The organism is Streptomyces sp. NPDC021749 (assembly GCF_040640655.1).
GTDB lineage: Bacteria > Actinomycetota > Actinomycetes > Streptomycetales > Streptomycetaceae > Streptomyces.
On sequence record NZ_JBFACE010000001.1, the window covers coordinates 49895 to 67134 of the forward strand.

At 74.6% G+C, this 17240-nt stretch carries 16 protein-coding genes; 12 read left to right on the plus strand and 4 right to left on the minus strand.

Annotation, left to right across the window (positions count from 1 at the left end; all coding sequences use genetic code 11):
- Positions 1–44: 44 nt before the first annotated feature.
- From AB0G35_RS00255 to cobC, 7 genes are read left to right on the plus strand one after another with little or no spacing between them, the layout of a single operon-like run.
- Positions 45–2192 carry a putative cobaltochelatase gene (locus AB0G35_RS00255; RefSeq protein ID WP_360941206.1) on the plus strand — a complete coding sequence of 716 codons (2148 nt, stop codon included), beginning with the start codon at positions 45–47 and terminating at the stop codon, positions 2190–2192.
- Positions 2192–2791 carry a cob(I)yrinic acid a,c-diamide adenosyltransferase gene (gene cobO / locus AB0G35_RS00260; RefSeq protein ID WP_360941208.1) on the plus strand — a complete coding sequence of 200 codons (600 nt, stop codon included), beginning with the start codon at positions 2192–2194 and terminating at the stop codon, positions 2789–2791. The genes AB0G35_RS00255 and cobO overlap by 1 nt, the downstream gene beginning before the upstream one ends.
- Before the next feature lie 16 nt (positions 2792–2807).
- Positions 2808–4193, plus strand: a complete 1386-nt coding sequence (locus tag AB0G35_RS00265) for a cobyrinate a,c-diamide synthase (protein ID WP_360941211.1) — start codon at positions 2808–2810, stop codon at positions 4191–4193.
- Positions 4190–4669 carry a VOC family protein gene (locus AB0G35_RS00270; RefSeq protein WP_360941216.1) on the plus strand — a complete coding sequence of 160 codons (480 nt, stop codon included), beginning with the start codon at positions 4190–4192 and terminating at the stop codon, positions 4667–4669. The genes AB0G35_RS00265 and AB0G35_RS00270 overlap by 4 nt, the downstream gene beginning before the upstream one ends.
- The gene (locus AB0G35_RS00275; protein WP_360941221.1) at positions 4666–5259 is read left to right on the plus strand and encodes a cobalamin biosynthesis protein; all 594 of its coding nucleotides are present in this window, start codon (positions 4666–4668) and stop codon (positions 5257–5259) included. Before AB0G35_RS00270 ends, AB0G35_RS00275 begins: the two co-directional genes overlap by 4 nt.
- Complete coding sequence (locus AB0G35_RS00280) at positions 5256–6137, plus strand: sirohydrochlorin chelatase (protein WP_360941224.1); 882 nt, start codon at positions 5256–5258, stop codon at positions 6135–6137. The genes AB0G35_RS00275 and AB0G35_RS00280 overlap by 4 nt, the downstream gene beginning before the upstream one ends.
- Before the next feature lie 2 nt (positions 6138–6139).
- The gene (gene cobC, locus AB0G35_RS00285; RefSeq protein WP_360941227.1) at positions 6140–7264 is read left to right on the plus strand and encodes an Rv2231c family pyridoxal phosphate-dependent protein CobC; all 1125 of its coding nucleotides are present in this window, start codon (positions 6140–6142) and stop codon (positions 7262–7264) included.
- A gap of 164 nt (positions 7265–7428) precedes the next feature.
- Here cobC and AB0G35_RS00290 read toward each other — a convergent pair whose 3' ends face one another.
- Complete coding sequence (locus AB0G35_RS00290) at positions 7429–8439, minus strand: SCO1860 family LAETG-anchored protein (protein WP_360941230.1); 1011 nt, start codon at positions 8437–8439, stop codon at positions 7429–7431.
- A 390-nt stretch (positions 8440–8829) separates the two neighbouring features.
- On the opposite strand from AB0G35_RS00290, the gene AB0G35_RS00295 reads away from it, so the two are divergent.
- The gene (locus AB0G35_RS00295; RefSeq protein WP_360942034.1) at positions 8830–9777 is read left to right on the plus strand and encodes a bile acid:sodium symporter family protein; all 948 of its coding nucleotides are present in this window, start codon (positions 8830–8832) and stop codon (positions 9775–9777) included.
- Between the two features lie 16 nt (positions 9778–9793).
- On the opposite strand, the gene AB0G35_RS00300 is transcribed toward AB0G35_RS00295, so the two are convergent.
- Positions 9794–10885, minus strand: coding sequence for an amidohydrolase family protein (locus AB0G35_RS00300; protein ID WP_360942037.1), 1092 nt, complete (start codon positions 10883–10885; stop codon positions 9794–9796).
- Between the two features lie 576 nt (positions 10886–11461).
- Between AB0G35_RS00300 and ectA the strand changes: the two genes are divergently transcribed.
- The 4 genes from ectA to thpD all read left to right on the plus strand — a co-directional run bounded on the left by ectA (position 11462) and on the right by thpD (position 14889).
- Positions 11462–12028, plus strand: a complete 567-nt coding sequence (gene ectA, locus AB0G35_RS00305) for a diaminobutyrate acetyltransferase (protein WP_360941233.1) — start codon at positions 11462–11464, stop codon at positions 12026–12028.
- Positions 12029–12154: 126 nt separating this feature from the next.
- Positions 12155–13423, plus strand: coding sequence for a diaminobutyrate--2-oxoglutarate transaminase (gene ectB / locus AB0G35_RS00310; protein ID WP_360941236.1), 1269 nt, complete (start codon positions 12155–12157; stop codon positions 13421–13423).
- A 51-nt stretch (positions 13424–13474) separates the two neighbouring features.
- A complete protein-coding gene (locus AB0G35_RS00315) occupies positions 13475–13891 on the plus strand; it encodes an ectoine synthase (RefSeq protein WP_360941239.1) in 417 nt (138 codons plus the stop codon).
- 98 nt (positions 13892–13989) lie between these two features.
- Positions 13990–14889: an ectoine hydroxylase gene (thpD, locus tag AB0G35_RS00320; protein ID WP_360941242.1), complete on the plus strand. Its 900-nt coding sequence runs from the start codon at positions 13990–13992 to the stop codon at positions 14887–14889.
- Between the two features lie 81 nt (positions 14890–14970).
- Here thpD and AB0G35_RS00325 read toward each other — a convergent pair whose 3' ends face one another.
- Together AB0G35_RS00325 and AB0G35_RS00330 are read right to left on the minus strand one after the other, a co-directional pair.
- Positions 14971–16038 carry an alkene reductase gene (locus tag AB0G35_RS00325; protein ID WP_360941245.1) on the minus strand — a complete coding sequence of 356 codons (1068 nt, stop codon included), beginning with the start codon at positions 16036–16038 and terminating at the stop codon, positions 14971–14973.
- Between the two features lie 117 nt (positions 16039–16155).
- Positions 16156–17226 carry an aminotransferase class V-fold PLP-dependent enzyme gene (locus AB0G35_RS00330; protein ID WP_360941248.1) on the minus strand — a complete coding sequence of 357 codons (1071 nt, stop codon included), beginning with the start codon at positions 17224–17226 and terminating at the stop codon, positions 16156–16158.
- Positions 17227–17240 lie beyond the last annotated feature (14 nt).

Below are 17240 nucleotides of genomic sequence, written 5' to 3' on the forward strand. Positions count from 1 at the left end.
GGGACGGGACACCGGCCGGCCGGCGACGTGGAGGACGACACAGCATGACGAGCGCGCACAACACCACCCCGCAGTACCCCTTCACCGCGGTCGTCGGCATGGACGACCTGCGGCTGGCGCTGCTGCTGAACGCGGTGAGCCCGGCGGTCGGCGGGGTGCTGGTCCGCGGCGAGAAGGGCACCGCGAAATCCACCGCGGTGCGCGCGCTGTCAGCGCTGATGCCGGCCGTGGACGTGGTGGCCGGCTGCCGCTTCGCCTGCGCCCCCGCCGCGCCCGACCCCGGCTGTCCCGACGGGCCGCACGGTTCCGGTGCCGCCGAGAGCCGTCCGACGCGCATGGTGGAGCTCCCGGTCGGCGCCTCCGAGGACCGCCTCGTGGGCGCGCTGGACATCGAACGGGCCCTGTCGGAGGGCGTGAAGGCCTTCGAGCCGGGCCTGCTGGCGGACGCGCACCGCGGCATCCTGTACGTGGACGAGGTCAACCTGCTCCACGACCACCTGGTCGACCTCCTGCTGGACGCCGCCGCCATGGGCGCCTCCTACGTGGAGCGCGAGGGCGTCTCCGTCCGGCACGCCTCCCGTTTCCTGCTCGTCGGGACCATGAACCCCGAAGAGGGCGAGCTGCGGCCGCAGTTGCTGGACCGGTTCGGGCTGACCGTCGAGGTCGCGGCCTCCCGGGAGCCGGAGCAGCGGGTGGAGGTGGTCCGGCGGCGGCTCGCGTACGACGCCGATCCGGCCGGGTTCGCGGCGCGCTGGGCGGCCGAGGAGGCGGCGCTGCGGCAACGGATCGCCGCGGCACGGGAGTTGCTGCCAAAGGTGGTGCTGGGCGACGCGGCGCTGCGGCAGATCGCGGCGACCTGCGCGGCGTTCGAGGTGGACGGGATGCGCGCGGACATCGTCATGGCGCGGACCGCCACCGCGCTGGCCGCGTGGGCGGGACGGACGGAGGTCCGGGAGGAGGACGTGCGGCAGGCGGCGCTGCTGGCCCTGCCGCACCGCCGGCGCCGCAACCCCTTCGACGCCCCCGGCCTCGACGAGGACAAGCTCGACCGGACGCTGGAGGAGTTCGCCGGACAGGACGATCCGGCGGACGGCGGGGACGATCCGGAGCCGGACGGTCCGGACGACGGGGGCCCCGACGGGGGCGGCCCGGGCGGCGGGCTGCCCCCGCAGGAGGGCGGCCCGCAGGAGGGCGGCTCCCAGGAGTCGCCGGTTCCGCCGGGGGACGGACTGCCGCATCAGCGTGAGCAGGAGACACCGCAGGCGCCGGAGCCCGCGCCCGAGCCGTCGGGGGACGAGGCCGGGGCCCGGCCGCAGGCACCGGGCGGGGCGGCCGCGGAGCAGGCGGCGGTGGCGGCCGGTGAGCCGTTCAAGGCCCGGCGGCTGGACGTGCCGGGGCTGGGCGAGGGCGCCGACGGGCGCCGCTCCCGGGCCCGTACCGCGCACGGCCGGACGACCGGCGCCCGCCGCCCCCGGGGTGCCCTGGGCACGCTGCACCTGGCGGCCACGGTGCAGGCCGCGGCGCCGCACCAGAAGGCGCGCGGGCGGCGCGGCACCGGTCTGCTGGTGCGCCGGGACGATCTGCGCGAGGCGGTGCGCGAGGGCCGGGAGGGCAATCTGGTCCTGTTCGTCGTGGACGCGTCCGGCTCGATGGCGGCGCGCAAGCGGATGAGCGCGGTCAAGGGTGCGGTGCTCTCGCTGCTGCTCGACGCCTACCAGCGGCGCGACAAGATCGGCATGATCACGTTCCGGGGCGCCGGCGCGGAGGTCGCGCTGCCCCCGACCTCGTCGGTCGAGGCGGGTGCGGCGCGGCTCGCGTCGCTGCCCACCGGGGGCCGTACCCCGCTGTCCGAGGGGCTGCTCGCGGCGCACGAGGTGCTGCGGGTGGAGCGGATGCGGGACCCGGCGCGCCGCCCGCTGCTGGTCGTGGTCACCGACGGCCGGGCCACCGGCGGCCCCGAGCCGCGGGTCCGGGCGTCCCGGGCGGCGCGGCTGCTGGCCGCCGACGGCACCGCCTCGGTCGTCGTGGACTGCGAGGCCGGTCCGGTACGGCTGGGCCTGGCCGGCGAGCTGGCCCGGGACCTCCGGGGCACCGCCGTCACCCTCGACGCACTGCGCGCGGACAGCGTCTCCGCGCTGGTACGGACCGTTCAGGGCACAAGGACCGTTCACGGCAACAGGAAGGCCGCGTAATGCCGCAGGGACAACCGTCCGTCGTACCGAACGACGGGCTCACCACCCGCCAGCGCCGCAACCGGCCGCTGGTGCTGGTCCACACCGGTCTGGGCAAGGGCAAGTCGACCGCCGCCTTCGGGCTGGCGATGCGGGCCTGGAACCAGGGCTGGCCGGTCGGGGTGTTCCAGTTCGTGAAGTCGGCGAAGTGGAAGGTCGGCGAGGAGCGGGCGCTGCGGGTGCTCGGTGACTCCGGTGAGGGCGGCACGGTCGCCTGGCACAAGATGGGCGAGGGCTGGTCGTGGGTGCAGCGCGACGCGCAGTTCAGCAACGAGGAGGCGGCCCGCGAGGGCTGGGAGCAGGTCAAGCGGGACCTCGCCGCGGAGACCTACAAGCTGTACGTCCTCGACGAGTTCGCGTATCCGCTGCACTGGGGCTGGGTGGACACCGAGGAAGTGGTCTCGGTGCTGCGCGACCGGCCCGGCACCCAGCACGTGGTGATCACCGGCCGGAACGCCCCGCAGGCACTGTGCGACGTGGCCGACCTGGTCACCGACATGACGAAGGTCAAGCACCCGATGGACGCGGGTCAGAAGGGCCAGCGGGGCATCGAGTGGTGAGCGAGGTGGACGCAGCATGAGCGGCGGGGGCGGCATTCCCCGGCTGGTGATCGCCGCGCCGTCGTCCGGTGCCGGGAAGACCACCGTGGCCACCGGTCTGATGGCGGCGTTCGCCGAGGCGGGGCTCGCGGTCTCGCCGCACAAGGTGGGCCCCGACTACATCGATCCGGGCTACCACTCCCTGGCGACCGGCCGCCCGGGCCGCAACCTGGACGCGTACCTGTGCGGTCCGCAGCGGATCGCACCGCTGTTCCTGCACGGTGCGGCGGGCGCGGACCTGGCGGTCGTCGAGGGCGTGATGGGGCTGTTCGACGGAGCCTCCGGCATGGGCGAGCTGTCGTCGACGGCGCAGGTGGCGAAGCTGCTGCGGGCGCCGGTGGTGCTGGTGGTGGACGCCTCCTCGCAGTCCCGGTCGGTGGCCGCGCTGGTGCACGGCTTCGCGTCGTGGGACCCGGAGGTGCGGCTGGCCGGGGTGATCCTCAACAAGGTCGGCTCGGACCGGCACGAGGCGCTGCTGCGGGAGGCGATGGAGTCCTCCGGTGTGCCGGTGCTGGGCGCACTGCGGCGGGACGGCCGGGCCGGTACGCCGTCCCGGCACCTGGGGCTGGTGCCGGTGGCCGAACGCCGGGCCGAGGCGCTCGCATCGGTGCGGGAGCTGGCCGCGCGGGTGCGCGAGGGCTGCGACATGGAGGCGCTGCTGGCGCTGGCGCGGTCGGTGCCGGAGCTGCCGGACGCCGCCTGGGACCCGGCGGCACAGGTGCGGGCGGTGGCGTCCGGGGGCCGGCCGGTGATCGCCGTCGCGGGCGGTGCCGCGTTCACGTTCTCGTACGCCGAGCACGCCGAGCTGCTGACCGCGGCGGGCGCCGAGGTGGTGCCGTTCGATCCGCTGCGGGACGAGCAACTGCCGCCCGGTACGCGAGGGTTGGTGATCGGCGGCGGCTTCCCGGAGGTGTATGCGCCGGATCTGTCGGCGAACGCACCGCTGCGCGCCGCGGTGGCCCGCCTGGCCGCCTCGGGGGCGCCGGTGTCCGCCGAGTGCGCCGGGCTGCTGTACCTGTCCCGGGCGATCGACGGGAAGCCGATGTGCGGGGTGCTGCCCGCCGAGGCCCGGATGACCGAACGGCTCACGCTGGGCTACCGGGAGGCGGTGGCGCTGGCGGACAACGCGCTGGCCGCGGCCGGGACCCGGGTGCGCGGCCACGAGTTCCACCGCACGGTGCTGGAGCCGGGCGCGGGCGACGGGCCGGCCTGGGGGCTGACGCATCCGGAGCGGCGGGTGGAGGGCTTCGTGACCGGCGGGGTGCACGCGTCGTACCTGCATGTGCACTGGGCGGCGGAACCGTCGCTGGCGGCGCGGCTGGTGGCGGGCGCGGCGCGCCGGGTGGCGGTGGCCGCGCCGTGACCGGCGGGCCCGATCCGGAGCAGCCCGCGCCGGACCGGCCGCGATGGTTCGGCATCGACGCGCTGACCGGGCCGCGGCTGGTCACCTGGGCGGTCCGGGTCACCGGTATCGCGGACCGGGTGGCCGCGGCGCGGGCGCTCGGCCACGACCCGGGCGAGGCGGTGGCGATGTCCCGGCGGACGCCGGACGGCGGCCGGCTCACCTGGCGGCTGACGCCGCCGGGGGCGGGCGACGGGGTCGTGCCGTTCCTGCTGGACTGGGGCGCCACCCCGCATCCGTCCGCCGGGCTCCCGGTGTTGCCGCTGGTGGCGCTGCGGGCGGTGGACCCCGATCCGGCGGTGACCCGGGCCGCCTGGGCGGCGCTCGGCGTCCGGTGGCCGGGTGAGCTCACCGCCGGGCCGGAGCCCGGGCTGACCGCGGTGGTGCAAGGGCGGGACGGCCGGGTGGCGTTCGGGCGGGGAGTCGGCGCGGTATGAGACGCCGGACGGCCGGTGGCCGGGGCGGTCCGGCGGCCCTGGTGGTGGGCGTGGGGGCGCGCCGCGGGGTACCGGCGTCCGAGGTCCTGGAGCTGATCGGGGCGGTGCGTACCGCAGCCGGGTGTGCCGGTCGTCCGGTGCGGGCGCTGGCGACGGTGGCGGCGAAGGCGGACGAGCCCGGACTGACCGAGGCGGCGCGGCGGCTGGGGGTGCCGTTGTGGTCGTTCCCCGCGGCGGCGCTGGCGGCCGTACCGGTGCCGGCTCCGTCCGCGGTGGTGGCGGCCGCCGCCGGGACGCCGGGTGTGGCCGAGGCCGCCGCGCTGCTGGCCGCCGGGCCGGGGGCCGAACTGGTCGCCGGCAAGCGGAAGTCGCCGGCGGGCGGGGCGACCTGTGCGCTCGCGCTGGCGGCAGTAACGCCCCACGGTGGGCTTACCGCTGGTAGGGAGGGAGCGGCCGCCGCCCCCTCGCCCGGTGCCGATATCGTCATGTCCTCCCCCGACCCGCTCCACCGTGGCACCGGCCGGCGGCGGCCGGACATCGACGACAAGGCGCCCGACGGCGAAGACACCGGTAGCAAGGAGACCCCGTGACACCCCCTCCCGCAGTGCTCATCGCCGGTCACGGCGCCCGTGACGACGGCGCGGCCGAGGCCCTGCGCGCGCTGGTGAGCGCGCTCGGCGAGCGTCATCCCGAGGTCCCGGTCGCCGGCGGGTTCTTCGGCGCACCGGGGTCGCCGATGCCGCTGGCCGATGCCGTGGACGGGCTGGCCGGGCAGGGAGTGACCGAACTCGTCGCGGTACCGCTGCTGCTGGCGCCGACCGGTGCGGGCACGGAGAGCCTGCCCGCGGCGCTGTCGCGCGCGGCCGCCGGGCACCCGGGTCTGCGCACCGCCTGCACCACCGAACTGGGCCCGGATCCGCGGCTGCTGGACGTGCTGGAGCGGCGGCTGGAGGAGGCGCTGGGCGCCGGCGCCCGTACGCCGCAGGACCGGGCCCGGACCACGGTGCTGCTGGTGGGGCGCGGGGCGAGCGATCCGCACGCCAACGCCGAGGTGGCGCGGGCCGCGCGGCTGCTGTGGGAGGGGCGCGGATTCGCGGGCGTGGAGACCGCGTTCGTCGGGCAGACCGCGCCGGACGTGCCGGCCGGGCTGGACCGCTGCCGGGCGCTGGCCGGGCCGGTCCCGGGCGCGGCCGGCCCGGCCCGGATCGTGGTCCTGCCCTACGCCGTCTTCGCCGACGGGCCGGTGGAGCGGCTGTGGATGCAGACCGAGGGCTGGGCGGCGGCGCACTCGGGCATCGAGGTGTTCGGTGCCCAGGTGCTGGGCACCGGGCCCGAGGTGGCCGAGGTGGTCATGGAGCGCTACCGCGCGGCGGTGGCCGGGGGCGCGCTGCCGGCCGGCGACCGGGCGGTGGACGGCGGGGAGTCGTACGGCCCGGCGCGGGTGGCGGCGGGCGCCGGGGAGCGGTGAGCATGCCGGCGCACACCGATGCGGTCCGGCTGCACGGCTCCGGTCCCGCCGTGTCCGCTCCCGCCCCGGCCGGTCCCTCCCCCGGCCCGGCGGACGAGCCCGATCTGCGGCACCACGGTGATGCCGAAGTGCGGGGCGACGGCGGTGCGTTGACGGACCTGGCGGTCAACGTCCGGGCCGGCACTCCCCCGGCGTGGCTCAAGGCGCACCTCGCCGCGTCACTGGACTCGCTGGCCGCCTACCCGGACGGCCGGGCGGCGCGCCGGGCGGTGGCCGGGCGGCACGGTCTGCCCGTGGAGCGGGTGCTGCTGACGTCCGGGGCCGCGGAGGCGTTCGTGCTGCTGGCGCGGACCGTGCGGGCCCGCCGCCCGGTGGTGGTGCACCCGCAGTTCACCGAGCCGGAGGCGGCGCTGCGGGACGCCGGGCACGACGTGGCACGGGTGCTGCTCGCCGAACGGGACGGGTTCCGGCTGGATCCGGACGCGGTGCCGGACGAGGCCGATCTGGTCGTGGTCGGCAATCCCACCAATCCCACCTCGGTGCTGCACCCGGCGGACGTGCTGGCCCGGCTGGCGCGGCCCGGGCGGACGCTCGTGGTGGACGAGGCGTTCATGGACGCGGTGCCCGGTGAGCGGGAGTCGCTGGCCGGGCGCACGGACCTGCCGGGGCTGGTGGTGCTGCGCTCCCTGACCAAGACGTGGGGGCTGGCGGGGCTGCGGATCGGCTACGTGCTGGCCGGTCCGGAGACGGTGGCGGAGCTGGAGCGGGCCCAGCCGCTGTGGCCGGTGTCGAGTCCGGCGCTGGCCGCCGCAAAGGCGTGCAGTGCGCCGGCGGCGCTGGCGGAGGCGGCCGCGGCGGCCGAGGAGATCGCCCGGGACCGGGCCCATCTGCTGGCCCGCCTGGGCGGGTTCGGGCAGATCCGGGTGGCCGGGCCGGCGGCGGGGCCGTTCGTCCTGCTGCGGCTGCCGGGCGCGGCCGGGGTGCGGGAGGGCCTGCGGGCGCGGGGCTTCGCGGTGCGCCGCGGGGACACCTTCCCGGGCCTGGGGCCGGACTGGCTGCGGCTCGCGGTGCGGGACCGGGCCACCACCGACCGGTTCGTGGCGGCGCTGGCCGAGGTCCTGCGCTGACCGGACGTGCGCGGGTCCGCCGGGTCCCGTCGCACCACGCTTCCCTTCCGACGGGCCCCGGCGGGGTGGGGTGTGCCGTACGGGCCGCCTCCGGTCCGTACGGCACACCCCGGCCGTACCCCGCCGCCGACGCCCCCACAGCACCGGCACGGGGTACGGGGCCGTCAGCCGCCCTGCGGGGCGGCGGCGCGGCGGCGGCGGGTGAGGGCCAGGGCCCCGGCGCCGGCCGCGACCAGCAGCGCGGCACCGCCGGCGAGGTACGGGGTGGCCGAACTGCCGCCGGTCTCGGCGAGGTCGGGGCCGGTGTTCCCGGCGCCGCTGTGGCTGACCTGGGTGCCGCCGCCGGCCGGCTTGTCGCCCCCGCCGCCGCTGGTGGCACCGCCGTCGCTGCCGCCGCTCGTGCCGCCGGAGCCGCCGTGGCCGGGCGGGGTGGTGGCGCCGGGCGCGGTGCAGCCGGCGCGGACCAGGGTGACCCGGCCGTGCACCTCGGCGACGTTGAGCTTCAGCGGGTTGACCGAGACGTTCAGCTGCAGCGCGGTGGCCGCGGCGGTCTTCCCGGTGACGCTCTTCTGCGACAGGTCCAGCCGTACCTCGCCGACGCCCGGCACCTTGACGTCCGTCGTGCCGCCCGCGGTGAGCGTGACCTTCTGGCCGAGGACGCGGACGGGGCCGAGGACGTTGGCCTCCGCCCGGGGACGGTGGCCCGCCTCGCACACCGCCTTGGCGGTGACCTGCTGGACCTCGATCAGGGACAGCAGCGGGAGACCGGGCAGCCGCACCTTGGCGTGCAGCAGGTTGGCGTAGCCCTCGGCCTTGTGGCGGCCGGTGGTGGCGCGGGCGGTGGCCGCGTCGGCGCGCAGCACGGTGAACGGGCGGCCCCCGTCGAGGCCGTCGAGGCGCACGGTGAGCGCGGTCTTGCCGGCCGAGGCGGGCGCGTGCACCTCGTTCAGCACGGCGTTCAGCGGAACATCGGCCGTCTTGTTGAGTAGGCCGACGTTCAGGCCGGTGCGCAGCACGACCGCGTCGGCCGTGCCACGGGCCGGGCCGTGCCCTCCGGTGGCGTGTGCGGGCGCGGCGCCGAGCAGCACGGCGGGACCGGCCGTGAGCGCGGCGGCGACGACGGCCGCGGCCAGGCGCCGGGGCGTACCGGAGGACTGGGTGGGACTGGTGGACACGTGTGTGGAACCCCCACGAGAGAAATGGAGCCGCCGGCCGCGCCAATGGGGGACATCACGCGGGCCGGCGACATCGACCCGCACATCGTGTCCGCACCGAGGGTGAACGGGCAGCCACGTGGGGTCAGTTCATCCCAACGGGTGGTTTTCGCGTGGGGGTTCGATTCCCGCAACACCCCGCTTCTCCCCCGCCACAGCCGCCCCACCGCCCGGGTGATCACCGTTGACCACCCCGGTCCGGCGACGGACCGGATCGGGTGCCCGTCCAGGATCCGAACTCGTTGCCCTGTACACGAACACTGCGGATAGGGTGCCGCCGTGTCGATCGAGCAGAACAGCCAGCACCCGGACGTACGGCGGGAACGCCCTGCCGCGCCCCCTCCGGGCGAGCTGCCCGCGTCCGAGGGGGCGGCCCGCCGAGCGGTCACCGTCTTCCCGCTGCTGGTGGTCGCCGCGGGGGCGGTCGGGCTGGGGTGGCCGGCGCACTTCACCGGCTGGGCGCCCGCGGTCCCGTGGCTGCTCGGCGTGGTGATGTTCACGATGGGGCTGACCCTGACCCCGCCCGACTTCGCGGCGGTCGCCCGGCGGCCCTGGGCGGTGGGCCTGGGACTGGTCGCCCACTACGTGATCATGCCGGGGCTCGGCTGGCTGATCGCGACCGTGCTGGACCTGCCGCCGCAGCTCGCGGCCGGGGTGGTCCTGGTCGGCTGCGCGCCCAGCGGCACCGCGTCGAACGTGGTGACGTTCCTGGCGCGCGGCGATGTCGCGCTGTCCGTCGCGGTGGCGACGGTCTCGACGGTGCTCGCCCCGCTGATCACACCGGCGCTGACGCTGCTGCTCGCCGGGCGGTTCCTGGCCGTGGACGCCGGGGGCATGGTGACCGACATCCTGAAGACGGTGCTGCTGCCGGTCCTGGCGGGGCTGCTGGTCCGGCTGGCCGCGGGCCGGTTCGTGGACCGGCTGCTGCGGGCGCTGCCCTGGCTGTCCGCGGCGACCGTCGCGGTGATCGTCCTGGTGGTGGTCGCCGGCAGCGCGCCGGCGATCAGGACCGCGGCGGTGCCGGTACTGCTGGCCGTGGTGCTGCACAACGGCCTCGGGCTGGCGCTCGGGCACGCCGCGGGCCGCCTGGCCAGGCTCGGCGGGCCGGCGAGCCGGGCGATGGCCTTCGAGGTCGGCATGCAGAACTCCGGCCTGGCCGCCTCCCTGGCCACCGCCCACTTCGGCCCGGCCGCGGCGCTGCCCGCCGCGGTCTTCTCGGTGTGGCACAACGTCTCGGGCGCGGTGGTGGCGGCCTGGATGTCCCGCCGGAGGCAGTCCCCGCCCCGAGGGGCCCGCTGAGCCCCCGCGCAGCGCCTCAGCCGACGATCTCGCCGCGCAGCACGATCCGGCGCGGGGCCGCCAGCACCCGGACGTCCTCGCGCGGATCGCTCTCGTAGACGACCAGGTCCGCCGGGGCGCCCTCGGTGAGGCCCGGGCGGCCGAGCCACTCGCGGGCGCCCCAGGTGGTGGCGGAGAGCGCGGCCCGGGCGGGCAGCCCGGCCCGGGTCAGCTCGACCACCTCGTCGGCGACCAGGCCGTGCGGCAGCGAGCCGCCCGCGTCGGTGCCGGCGAAGACCGGCACCCCGGCGTCGTAGGCGGCCCGGACGGTGTCGTAGCGGCGGTCGTGCAGCCGGCGCATGTGGTCCGCCCAGCGCGGGAACTTCCCGGCGCCGGCGTCCGCCAGGCGCGGGAAGGTGGCGATGTTGACCAGCGTGGGGACGATGGCGACCCCGCGCTCGGCGAACAGCGGGATGGTCTCCTCGGTGAGCCCGGTGGCGTGCTCGATGCAGTCGATGCCGGCCTCGACGAGCGGGGCGAGGGTCTCCTCGGCGAAGCAGTGGGCGGTCACCCGGGCGCCCAGGCGGTGCGCCTCCGCGATGGCCGCCTCGACCGCGCCCTTGGGCCAGCAGGCCCCCAGGTCCCCGGTGGAGCGGTCGATCCAGTCGCCGACGAGCTTGACCCAGCCGTCGCCGCGGCGGGCCTCCCGGGCGACGTAGGCGACCAGGTCCTCGGGCTCGATCTCATGGGCGTAGTTGCGGATGTACCGCTTGGTGCGGGCGATGTGCCGGCCGGCACGGATGATCTTCGGCAGGTCCGTGCGGTCGTCGACCCAGCGGGTGTCGGAGGGTGATCCGGCGTCCCGGATCAGCAGGGTGCCGGCGTCACGGTCGGTGAGCGCCTGCTTCTCGCTGGTGGGGGCGTCCACCGGGCCGTGCGCGTCCAGCCCCACGTGGCAGTGCGCGTCGACCAGGCCCGGCAGTGCCCAGCCCTGCACGGTGGTGGCATCGCGTGCCAGGACCGGCCGGTCGTAGGTCACCCGCCCGCCGACCACCCACAGCTCGTCGCGCACGTCGTCCGGTCCGACGAGGACCCTCCCCTTGAGGTGCAGCACCGCACCTTCACTCATGGACGTCATACCGGCACTCTAGGCCGCGCCGGCGGCTCTGCCGGAGACGGCGGTCACAGTCGTGAGGGGGCGGCCGGGAGGCGGCTCGCGACGGCGGGTACGCGGGGGTTCCGGGCCGGCGGGCCGGTCGCCCGGCGCGGTCGCCGACGCTCGGTAGGCGTTTATTGCCGCAATGTTTCCGAAAAAGCCCCGCGGCCGTTCTCGGCGTATGTTCTTGCGAAGCTTCTCATGGGTGTGCCGCACAGCTTTTCTCGGGCCTTGCGCCAGGGTCTCCGGTGGCGAATTCCCATTTCTTTCGAGTACAGCTTCCCGTCTTCTTCTGCCCGCTTTCCCGCAGCTCAAACGCCAAGATTCCGCTAGCGCCGGAGCCCGTAATTCGGACGGATCTCGCGGGCGTTACGGACCTGTGACCGACTCCACAGCCCGCCCGTTTCGCCCCGTACTTCCCGGTCAAATCAGGGCAACACGCATCGGCGTCGCGCGCCCGGGCGCCCGGGCGCGATAACACATCAGGCGGCCCGACGTAACCCCTCCTCGCGATGCAATTTCCTTTTTCCCTGGGTAAATTTAATTTCCATGACCGCCGCACAAGCAGACCATGCAGGTGCCCGTAGCGATATCGGAGAATTCCCGGAGGGCTTCAAGCTCGACACCCCCCGCGTGGAGGACGGAGCCGCGATCTGGCGCATCGCCCGCGACTCCAAGGCGCTGGACCTCAACTCCTCCTACAGCTACCTGCTGTGGTGTCGGGACTTCGCCGCCACCTCCGTCGTCGCCCGTGACGCGGAGGGCGCGCCGGCCGCCTTCCTGACCGGCTACATCCGTCCCGAGCGCCCCGAGACCCTGGTCGTCTGGCAGGTCGCCGTCGACGCGGCGCACCGTGGCCGGGGCCTGGCGGCCGCGCTCCTGGACGGGGTGACCACCCGGGCCCGGGAAGAGCTGGGCATCCGTTACGTCGAGACGACCATCACCCCCGGCAACGCCGCCTCCAACCGGCTGTTCGCGTCCTTCGGCGAGCGGCACTCCGTGCCGGTCAAGCGCGAGGTGCTCTTCGACGCCGGGCTGTTCCCCGAGCAGGGCCACGAGCCGGAGGTGCTGCACCTCATCGGCCCGTTCGCGCCCCCGGCCAGGCCCGCGCACTAGCGACCAGGGCCGCGCGGCACCGCCGCCGCGACGGCCGTGCGGCACCGGCACCCCCACGCACCGCCGGGCCCGCAAAACCCCCGACGACTTCTTCCGCCTCTCGCACTCATCTCCCAGGAGCATGCTGTGACCATCACCCAGCCCGATCTGAGCGTCTTCGAGACCGTGGAGTCGGAGGTGCGCAGCTACTGCCGTGGCTGGCCCACCGTCTTCGACCGCGCGCAGGGCAGCCGCATCACCGACGAGGACGGCCACACCTACCTCGACTTCTTCGCCGGCGCCGGCTCCCTCAACTACGGGCACAACAACCCGGTCCTCAAACGCGCCCTGATCGACTACATCGAGCGGGACGGCATCACCCACGGCCTGGACATGTCCACCACGGCCAAGCGGGCGTTCCTGGAGTCGTTCCAGAACATCATCCTGCGGCCGCGCGACCTGCCCTACAAGGTCATGTTCCCGGGCCCGACGGGCGCCAACTCGGTCGAGGCCGCGCTGAAACTGGCCCGCAAGGTCAAGGGCCGCGAGTCGATCGTGTCCTTCACCAACGCCTTCCACGGCATGTCGCTGGGCGCCCTCGCGGTCACCGGCAACTCCATGAAGCGGGCCGGCGCCGGCATCCCGCTGGTGCACGGCACCCCGATGCCGTTCGACAACTACCTCGACGGCCAGACCCCGGACTTCCTGTGGTTCGAGCGGCTGCTGGAGGACCAGGGCTCCGGCCTGAACAAGCCCGCCGCGGTGATCGTGGAGACCGTGCAGGGCGAGGGCGGCATCAACGTCGCCCGCGCCGAGTGGCTGCGCGCCCTGGCCGCCCTGTGCGAGCGCCAGGACATGCTGCTGATCGTCGACGACATCCAGATGGGCTGCGGCCGTACGGGTGCCTTCTTCTCCTTCGAGGAGGCGGGCATCGTGCCGGACATCGTCACCGTCTCGAAGTCCATCAGCGGCTACGGCCTGCCGCTCGCGCTCACCCTGTTCAAGCCGGAGCTGGACATCTGGGAGCCGGGCGAGCACAACGGCACCTTCCGCGGCAACAACCCGGCGTTCGTCACCGCCGCCGCGGCGCTCGACACCTACTGGGCCGACGGTCAGATGGAGAAGCAGACCCTGGCCCGCGGTGAGATCGTCGAAGCGCACCTGAAGGCGATCGTCGAGGAGAACCCGGGCACCTTCGCCGAGTACCGCGGCCGCGGTCTGGTGTGGGGCCTGGAGTGCAACGACAAGCCCCTCGCCGGGAAGATCGCACAGCGCGCCTTCGAGCTGGGTCTGCTGATCGAGACCTCCGGCCCGGAGAGCGAGGTCGTCAAGCTGCTGCCGGCCCTGACCACCACCCCCGAGGAACTGGACGAGGGTCTGCGCATCCTCGGCCGCGCGGTCCGCGACTGCGCCTGAGCGCGGCGTTCCGCACCGCACCACAGCTACGACAGAAAGGCAGCCCGCACCGTGATCGTCCGCTCCTTCAAGGACATCGAAGGCACCGACCGCCACGTCAAATCCAAGTCCGGCACCTGGGAGAGCAAGCGCATCGTGCTCGCCAAGGAGCGGGTCGGGTTCTCGCTGCACGAGACCGTCCTGTACGCCGGCACCGAGACGTCGATGTGGTACGCCAACCACATCGAGGCCGTCGTCTGTGTCGAGGGCGAGGCCGAGCTGACCAACGACGAGACCGGCGAGAAGCACGTCATCACGCCGGGCGTGATGTACCTGCTCGACGGGCATGAGAAGCACACCATGCGGATCAAGCAGGACTTCCGCTGCCTGTGCGTCTTCAACCCGCCGGTCACCGGCCGCGAGGACCACGACGAGAACGGGGTCTACCCGCTTCTCACCGAACCGGACACCGAGCCCGAGACGGTCTGAGGCGACCTGGCGCCTGCCCCGTCCGGCAGAGCTCAAGGAAGGTACGCAACGCGCGCCCGTATGCCAGATTCCGTACGAGAGGAGAGGAAGGCAACACCATGACCACCGCACCCGAGCGCACCGCCGACCTGTACCCGACCCGCGGCATCTCCGAGGTGATCACGCCGCGGAAGGACCCGGTGGTGTGGTCGCAGCCCGGAACGGCCGGCCCGTTCGCGCCGTCCGAGCTGAGCGACTTCGAACGCGACGGCTTCTTCGCCATCGGGGAACTGCTCACCGCGGAGGAAGTCGCGGTGTACCGCGCCGAACTGGACCGGCTGGTGCTCGACCCGGCGATGCGCGCCGACCCGCGCTCCATCGTCGAGCCGAAGTCGCAGAGCGTCCGGTCGGTGTTCGAGGTGCACAAGATCAGCGAGGTGTTCGCCAAGCTGGTCTCCGACCCGCGTGTGGTCGGCCGTGCCCGTCAGATCCTCGGGTCGGACGTCTACGTCCACCAGTCGCGGATCAACGTGAAGCCCGGCTTCGGTGCCTCCGGCTTCTACTGGCACTCGGACTTCGAGACCTGGCACGCCGAGGACGGCCTGCCGAACATGCGCACCGTGTCGGTCTCGATCGCGCTGACGGAGAACTACGACACCAACGGCGGCCTGATGATCATGCCCGGTTCGCACCAGCACTTCGTGGGGTGTGAGGGCGCGACGCCGAAGGACCACTACAAGCGGTCGCTGCAGATGCAGGACGCCGGCCTGCCGTCGGACGAGGCGCTGACGAAGATGGCGGACCAGCACGGCATCCGGCTGTTCACCGGCAAGGCCGGCTCGGCGACGTGGTTCGACTGCAACGCCATGCACGGCTCCGGCGACAACATCACGCCGTACCCGCGCAGCAACGTCTTCATCGTCTTCAACAGCGTGGAGAACACGGCCGTGGAGCCCTTCGCGGCCCCGGTCCGGCGCCCGGAGTACATCGGGGCGCGGGACTTCACCCCGGTGAAGTAGCCGTACGAGGCAGGCGGAAGTACCGGTGGCGCGGCCGCCGCACAGCAGGGTCTGTGCGGCGGCCGCGCTGTCGTGTGGAGGTCAGTCCGCCAGCGCCGGGTAGTCGAGGTAGCCGGTGTCGTCGCCGCCGTAGAAGCTCGCCCGGTCGGGGGTGTTGAAGGGGCCGCCGAGGGCGAGCCGGCGGGGCAGGTCGGGGTTGGCGAGGAACAGCGCGCCGTAGGCGAGCAGATCGGCCTCGCCCGCCTCGATGAGCCCGAGCTCCTCGGGGCCGGTGGGCCGGCCGTCGGTGGCCGGGTTGAGCAGGAACGTGCCGCCGAAACGCTTGCGCAGGCGGGCCAGCAGGTCCTGGTCGCGGACGTCGCAGGTGTGCAGATAGGCCAGGCCCAGCGGGGCGATGGCCTCGATCAGCGTGGTGTAGGTGGCCTCGGGGGCGGGCTCGGCGATGTCGTTGAAGGGGTTGCCGGGCGAGATCCGCAGTCCGGTGCGGTGCGCGCCCACGGCGTTGGCGACGGCCCGGACGACCTCGATGGCGAACCGTGCCCGGGCCTCGTCGGAGCCGCCCCACTCGTCGGTGCGGAGGTTGGCGTTGGGCGCCAGGAACTGGTGGATCAGATAGCCGTTGGCGCCGTGGATCTCCACGCCGTCGAACCCGGCCTCGACGGCGTTGCGGGCCGCCGCGGCGAATCCTTCGATCGTCTGGGCTATCTCCTCGCCGGTCAGCTCGCGCGGGGTGACGAAGTCCGTCGGGCCCTCCTGGGTGAAGCCCTGGCCGGCCGCGGCGACCGCGGAGGGCCCGACCGGCACCAGGCCGTCCGGCAGCAGCACCGGGTGGCCGATCCGGCCGCCGTGCCACAGCTGGGCGAAGATCTTGCCTCCCGCGGCGTGCACGGAGTCGGTGACCGCGCGCCATCCGGCGACCTGCTCGGGGGTGTGCAGTCCCGGGGTCAACGGGTAGCCACGGCCGACCGGTTCGGTCTGCGCGGCCTCGGTGATGATGAGGCCGGCCGAGGCCCGCTGGGTGTAGTAGCGGACCATCGACGGGGTGGGGACGCCCTCCTCGGTGGCACGGTTCCTCGTCATGGGCGCCATCACGATGCGGTGGGCGAGCGGGATGCCGGCGAGCTCGTACGGCTCGAATGCGGTGGTCACTGAGGGCCTCTCAACAACGGGTCGGAGCAGGGGCGTTGCCCATGACGGTTCGAGACCTTCCAACGCCCCGGCGCCGCCCGGAATTCCCCCGCCGCCCGGGATTCCTCCGCCGGCCGGCTACTTCACCAGCTCCAGCAGTCGTTCCACGTCGGCCGTCCCGTTGTAGAGGTGGAAGGCCGCGCGCAACAGGCCGCCGCGCACCGAGATCCGTACGCCGGCCTCGGCCAGCCGCTCCTGGGCGTCGGCCGGTCCGGGGACGGAGACGATCGCCGAGCCGGGCGCGGGGCGCGGGGTCAGACCGCGTTCGGCCAGTCCGGCGCGGTACTGGTCGGCGAGCGCGGTGTTGTGGGCGTGGACGGCGGTCACGCCCAGTTCCTCGATGAGGCCGAGGGACGCCGCGGCGCCGATGTACGCGAAGTGGGCGTGCGGTTCGTCGTAGCGGCGGGCGGTGGCGGCCGGCCGGATCAGGCCGTAGGTGGACTCGCCGATGTCCTCCCCGGCCACCCAGCCGGCGTGCGGGGCCGCCGGCCAGCCGGGGCCGGTGCCGCTCGGGCCGCGGTCGCCGCCGAAGGCCATGAAGGTCGTGCCGCGCGGGCACAGCAGCCATTTGAACGCGCCGCAGACCAGGAAGTCGTAGTCGGTGGCGCGCAGCGGCAGCCAGCCGGCGGCCTGGGTGGCGTCGAGGTAGGTGAGCGCGCCGTGCGCCGCCGCGGCCTCGCGCACCGCCGCGAGGTCGGCGATCCGGCCGTCGAGCGACTGCACGGCGCTGAAGGCGACCAGGGCCGTGCCGGGGCGCACCTCGTCGGCCAGCGCCTCCAGCGGCACGGTGCGCAGGGTGAGGTCCGGGTGGGTGCCGAGCGGGTTGACCAGGGAGCTGAAGTCGCCCTCGGGGGCGAGGACTTCGCTGCCGGGCGGCAGCGAGGCGGCGACGACCGCGGACTGCACCGCGACCGAGCTGCCGACGGCGACGCGTTCGGCGGGGAGGTCCACCAGCCGGGCGAAGGCGGCCCGGGCGGCGGTGGGGGCGGCGAAGTAGTCGCGGCCCATCGTGCCGTAGGAGGTGGCTTCCTCGACCGCCGCACGCAGGGCGTCGGCGCTGCGCCGGGGGAGCAGTCCGCTGGAGGCGGAGTTCAGGTACGTCGTCTCGGGCGCGAATTCGGCCCCGCCGAGTGGCTCATGTCGCTGCATGTCCCCCACTGTGC

Coding starts and splice junctions, on each gene's coding strand:
- cobO (WP_360941208.1), top strand. CDS start 2,192: ATGCCGCAGGGACAACCGTCCGTCGTACCGAACGACGGGCTCACCACC.
- AB0G35_RS00275 (WP_360941221.1), top strand. CDS start 4,666: ATGAGACGCCGGACGGCCGGTGGCCGGGGCGGTCCGGCGGCCCTGGTG.
- thpD (WP_360941242.1), top strand. CDS start 13,990: ATGACCACCGCACCCGAGCGCACCGCCGACCTGTACCCGACCCGCGGC.
- AB0G35_RS00300 (WP_360942037.1), bottom strand. CDS start 10,885: ATGAGTGAAGGTGCGGTGCTGCACCTCAAGGGGAGGGTCCTCGTCGGA.
- cobC (WP_360941227.1), top strand. CDS start 6,140: ATGCCGGCGCACACCGATGCGGTCCGGCTGCACGGCTCCGGTCCCGCC.
- ectA (WP_360941233.1), top strand. CDS start 11,462: ATGACCGCCGCACAAGCAGACCATGCAGGTGCCCGTAGCGATATCGGA.
- AB0G35_RS00255 (WP_360941206.1), top strand. CDS start 45: ATGACGAGCGCGCACAACACCACCCCGCAGTACCCCTTCACCGCGGTC.
- AB0G35_RS00330 (WP_360941248.1), bottom strand. CDS start 17,226: ATGCAGCGACATGAGCCACTCGGCGGGGCCGAATTCGCGCCCGAGACG.
- AB0G35_RS00265 (WP_360941211.1), top strand. CDS start 2,808: ATGAGCGGCGGGGGCGGCATTCCCCGGCTGGTGATCGCCGCGCCGTCG.